The organism is Sphaerobacter sp. (assembly GCF_019683595.1).
In the GTDB taxonomy this organism is placed as follows: Bacteria; Chloroflexota; Chloroflexia; order Thermomicrobiales; family Thermomicrobiaceae; genus Sphaerobacter.
The window spans coordinates 1-5,501 of sequence record NZ_JADGHZ010000209.1 but is presented as its reverse complement, the minus strand read 5'-3'; the positions used below and the strand labels follow the sequence as shown (position 1 = coordinate 5,501).

Below are 5,501 nucleotides of genomic sequence, written 5' to 3'. Positions count from 1 at the left end.
CGCGTCCGCGGTCGGCGTGTGCCTGGGGGTGACGGCGTTGAGCGAATGCAAGGGGACCACGGCGGTGGCACGTCCGTGGGGTGATGAGATCTGACGCATTGTATAGGGTGTTCCCGGTTGGCGTGTGCCCGGAGGCAATGGAGTTTGACGAGTTAGGCGAGTGTACGCGGTCGGCCAGTGCCCGGGACTGAAGCCGCCGGGCTGACAACGAAAGCCGGCTGATGGAGTTTGACGAATTAGTCGTGTCTACCCGCCAGCCGCCCACGACTCCCCGCGTTGTCATCCTGAGCGGAGCCGGGGGCGGCGGCTAGCCGCACCCGGCGCAGCGAAGGATCTCTCCGCTGCGGGGCCGCTCCGATGCGAGATCCTTCGCTCCGCCGCCCGGCGTGCCTGCGCCGGCCGGCTCCGCTCAGGATGACAAGGACGAGACGACGGACCGGTACGTGTACCACAGTAATTCGTCAAACTCCATAAGCCGGCTGGGAACTGGGCGGCGGGAATCCGAGATTATTCCTGGCAAAGTCCATACCCCTCGGACTGACAAGGCGAAACTCGCGTCAGCAGGCTGAGGACGGTGAGCCGGCGGACCGGTGATTGTCGACCACGCGCCGCAGCCGGCGAACGCCGGCTTTGGAGGGCGGCGGCCTGAGCCGCCGCTTTGGTATGGCGCCGAATGGTTGCGTGTCTCCTGAGACGGGTGCTGCGAGGGTTCCCGTGCCGAGACCTGAGTCCAGGGACCATGGAGCGGGATCCTGCGCCGTACGTGTCCGGGACGGGTGGTGCGACGGTTCTCGCAACGAGGTCAGGGTCCGGGATGGGTGATATGAGGATCCCCGCGCCGTTGCACATGCCCGGGGCTCAAGCCCCGGGCTGACAAGGCAAAGCCGGCTGAAGCCGGCTGGGACGGAGCAAGGCGTCGACACAGGTGCTACCGTGTCCACCTTCCGGCTGGGACTCGGGGCTACAGACACCGGGCCAGGAGGCGACTCTCACTGAGGGGGCTAGGGACGCTGTAACCGGCGGATTGCGGGATCGGCCCAGCCGGGGCGTAGCCACCGCAGCCCCTTCAGCGGGCTTTCTATTTTTGGCCCGGCGGCTTTGGCCTCGGGCACGCGCCACCCGGCGCAACTCAACGCCTGACGGCCAGTCCCATCCCAGCCAGCTTCAGCCGGCCTTCGTTGTCAGCCCGGGGCTTGAGCCCCGGGCAGCCGCCACGGCGCGGGGATCCTTGCACGGACTACTCCGGACCTTGACCGCGACACCAGGAAGCCTCACACCGCCCATCCCCGGGCACGCAGCCCCGCCCTGGCCCCATCCGTTCGTCGGACTTCATGCGCCGGCAGGGATCGACGTGCGCGGACGCCAACGTCAACGTTCACCGGCGTCGGGCACGGACCATCCGGGTCCGCGGGATTCGAGGGTCATACCCGTCGCAGGGGTCGCCGCTCCAGCGTATGGCCTTACTCCCGCGCCAGGCCGACGAGGCGGAGGAAGGCAGTGATCTTCTCCATGTCCCAGTCCGACATATCGACGGTCACAGAGAGCGTGATGCCGGGACGGGATGGGAGGACTTCAGCGGCCGGGGTGATAGGACCCACGTCCGGCGATGTAGGGACGGCGGCCGGGGTCGGCTCGGCGGGCTCAGGGCTCTGCTCGCGCAGGGAGGCCAGCCGGGCGGCGACGTCAGGGGCGAGGTCGAGTCGAGTCGGCTGGCCACGTACGCCGCGGCGGTAGGTGCCGAGGCCGGCTTCATCGGCGAGGCGGAAGAAGAACGTGCGGGCCTCTTCGACCCGGTTCCGGGGCTGGCCGAGCCGCATATCGACTTGCCAGACGCGCTCGACCCAGGGGGCGTCGAGCACGGTCAACTCTTCAGCGACGGCGCGCTCCAGCGGGATGGCGTACGGAGGGTAGCTGAGCATGGCGCGCGCGAGCTCGTCGCGGCGCTCACTCTCGCTGCTGGCGTAGGCCAGGCGCTCGCCCTGCGGCGTCAGGCGGACATCGCCGACCTCGTCCCGCGTGACGAGTCCCAACTGTTCGGCCGCGTTGAGGGTCTCGCGGAGCGACTCCCCGGCGCCCATACGAGCCTCGAGCGTCGCCCGATCGACCCCCTTTCCCTTGGCGTAGTCGAGCAGGGTACCCATGGCTCGCCAGTCAGTCCGGTAGGGGAGCATCACCTCGGCCATCATCACTCCTCGGGACGCCGCGCCGTTATCGCCACACGCCCATTCTGGCACACGCACAGACAATCCGTCAAGCAGCAATCGTCAAGTTCATGACGCACGCTCCCCGGATGGCGGCGAGGCGCTTCGATTGTTCAAGTGAACTTGAAGCATCGTCGCCTGCACGGGCGTGCGTGACATATGCTCCGTTGACTTGATTAGTCAAGTACATCCCTGCAACCGGTCAGGTCTGGTGCCGTGGTACTCTCCCCCGAAAAGCCTACAGACTGCTAGAGCAAAGGCCGACGGTTGGAGCCTGCTGATGGCTCTGGTCGAGGTGATAGGATCCCCGCGTCGTGGCCAGTGCCCGGGGCTAAAGCCACCGGGCTGACAAGGCGAAGCCGGCTGAAGGGGCTAGGGATGTGACGTCCGGCTGGCTGCCGGATCGGATCCGCCTGCGCGTAGCCATCGCAGCCCCTTCAGTGGGCTTACCCATTATTCAGCCCGGCGGCTTTAGCCCCGGGCACATACCACCGCAGACGCGGCCCCGACCACCTCGCCAAACCGCGTCATCCCCGGGCACAGTCCATCAGCGCAGACCCCGGCCGCATGACCACACGCGGCCGACCAGCTCTTTCGAATCCACCCATCCGTCGTCAATCCACCGAGTTTGATCCCATCCCGCACTCCTAACCGTCCCCGCCCTTGCCGGCGCTCGTTACTGCCAGGACGGACCGAATATCCCAAGCGTACGCCGCCCCAGCCACCAAGCAGAATCGCCAACACCGCCTTGACCTGGACCATCTGTCGTTGCGGTTTTATTCAAGCGAATGCGTGCGAAATCGCTTGCTATCGGCCCGGCGGCGCATAGTCACGTAATTGCCGCTCGCTATTGAGGTATCGCGTGGGATATGCTAGAGTACGGGTGGTGGGAAGGGCCAGTGGGGTGCCCCGGCGATCGGTCGTCGCGCGGGGCGCTCTCAATGGGAGGTGGGTCCGGTGCCGGACGAGGGACCGAAGGCCGCCGAGCAGGCAACGCCTCCCGCTGCCGCACAGCGCAGCGGAGAGGATGCCCGCCGTCGTGGCTGGTTCTGGCACTGGAACACCATCATCACCCAGTACGCCCCTCTCATCGGCCTCAAGGGCGTCGGGCTCCTCAACTCCTACACCGTCTGGACCGACCGCCGGGAGGAGTCCCCCCACCGCGGCTACGCCTTCCCCAGCCAGCAGGCGGAAGCCGACTTCTACGGCGAGGACCGCGCCGAATTGATCACCATCAACAAGATCCTGGTCGCGCTCGACCTGATCGAGATCCGCAAAGAGATGGTGGTGCGCGTGGACGAGCGCGGCCGCCGCTGGCGTGTGCCCCACAACCTCTACCGGGTCAAGGACCACCCCGAGGGCTACGTGCTCGGGGTCGACGACGTCCTCCGCGTGGTCGAGCTGGCGGCGCGCGACCGCGCGGTTTACCGGTACATCCGCCGCATCTTCTCCAGCCGCTTTGCCCCGATCGACCGCGACAACGTCTGGCACCAGATCCTCCCCGTCGTGCGTCAGACGGAGATCTGGCAGCGCCTGGCCGCCCGCGTCGAGCGCGAGGAGGCCCGGAACTCCGCCCGCACCCGAGCCGGCCATGCCAGCCGGTCACGGGCGGCCGGAAAGGAGGAACCCGCAGAACCGACGACGACAACCGACCCAGCACCACCCACAACCAATGTTGAACCCACCAACACTGGTTCGCAGCCCGCTGTTGGCGAGAGCAACAGTGGTTCTGACGCCGATGTTGCCGAGAGCAACGATGCTTCGACCGCCCCAGAGGCCGGCAGTGCTGCTCAGACCAACCAAGGTCCGGAGGAGATTGTTGATGAGAGCAACACTACGTATAACCAAGATCTTTCCACTACTACGACCACCACTGGCGCGTCTGGGGCGATGGCTGAGACCGCGGGAGGCGAAGATGACGACGTATTGCAGCGCCCGGCGGGCGCGGGTCCGATACTGGAACCGACGGCTGCAGTGGTCGCCTGCTTCGAAGCAGCCAACGGGCGGGCTGCCACGCCGCTCGAGCGCGAACTTCTGGCGGAGCTTGAAGTGGCATTCGACGCTGCTGCTCGCCGAGCAGGCGCGAGCGGCAGCGCATGGGTCGAAGCCGCGATCCGGGAGGCGGTCAGCAGCGGATCCCGGTTCGTCGCGCCCAAGCGGATCCGGGAGATCCTCAGCCGCTGGGCCCGCGAAGGCGAAACCGTTCGGCCGGGCACTGCGGCGGCGCCGTCGCTAGGCGTGGCGCCGGACGCGCCCGACTTCCCCCTCCCGCACGGCCCCGGCAGCCGGCGGACGTGGGAGTTCGTCCTCCGACTCCTCGCGCAGGTGATCGACCGGTCCGAGATGGAGCGGCTCTTCGCCGGTTCGGCCATCGTGGGCTACCGGGCCGGGACAGTCACGGTCGCGGTCGCTTCCGAGGCGATCGCGGCGCGGCTGGGTGCGGAGTACTACGATCTCGTCGCACGCAAGCTGAGCGAGGCGATGCGCCGCCCGGTGCGGGTCCAGTTCACGGCGCCGGACACGGGGGATGACGAGGCTCCGGCGGATGACGGGCCCGCAGTGGTGGCGCCTGAGCCTGCACCACCAGCCCCCGCGCGTCCCACGCCACCGGCGGCACCCGTGACGCTGCCACGTTTCGTCCTCCCGGGTGGACTGACGAACTTCCAGGTCTGGGAGGCGGCGCAGGACGACCTGGCGCGGGAACTCAGCCAGGCCAATTTCGAGTCCTGGGTACGTCCCGCCGCGCTGCTCGGCATGGACGAAGACGGCACACTCGTGATCGGCGCTCCCAGCGCGTTCGCGTGTCGCCGTCTGGAGGCGCTGCTGCCTCAGATCTGCGCCGCGCTCGGCCGCATCCTCGGAGCGCCGGTGCAGGCGCGCGCGGTCGTCACGCGCGAATGGCTCCGACAACACCAAGCTCCCGGGTCAGGGGAGGCGGAGGGAAGAGGCAGGGGATGAGGACCACACCTCATCCCCTCGCCCCCTCTCCCGGCGTCGGGAGCGAGTGAGGTTCTTCCGCAGCCCGCTTATGTCACGCCGATCGGGAGCGCCTGTGGTCCACATGGTGGGCTGCAGAGTGGAGCGATGGGACCTCGAGCGCTGTGCTGAGGCAGCCCGGGCTGCCGAGACGGTCTCGCACGTTGGCGCGTGCCGGTCGCGAGGGGGCTCGCGCGGATGTGATGGGTCGTTGCCCGTGGCGTGTGGCGAGGATGGCAAGGATCTCGGCGCCGTGGCCCGTGCCCGGGATGTGGTGCGGACGGGCGTGATGGTAGGAGGCTCTGGCGCCGTGGCGTGTGCCCG

2 protein-coding genes are annotated in these 5,501 nt (G+C 68.1%); one reads left to right on the top strand and one right to left on the bottom strand.

What is annotated here, in order from left to right; translation table 11 throughout:
• Positions 1-1,460: 1,460 nt before the first annotated feature.
• The gene (locus IRZ30_RS15210; protein WP_294086359.1) at positions 1,461-2,183 is read right to left on the bottom strand and encodes a hypothetical protein; all 723 of its coding nucleotides are present in this window, start codon (positions 2,181-2,183) and stop codon (positions 1,461-1,463) included.
• 975 nt (positions 2,184-3,158) lie between these two features.
• Between IRZ30_RS15210 and IRZ30_RS15205 the strand changes: the two genes are divergently transcribed.
• On the top strand, positions 3,159-5,159 hold the full coding sequence (locus IRZ30_RS15205) for a DnaA N-terminal domain-containing protein (protein WP_294086358.1): 2,001 nt from the start codon (positions 3,159-3,161) through the stop codon (positions 5,157-5,159).
• The last annotated feature ends 342 nt before the right edge of the window (positions 5,160-5,501 follow it).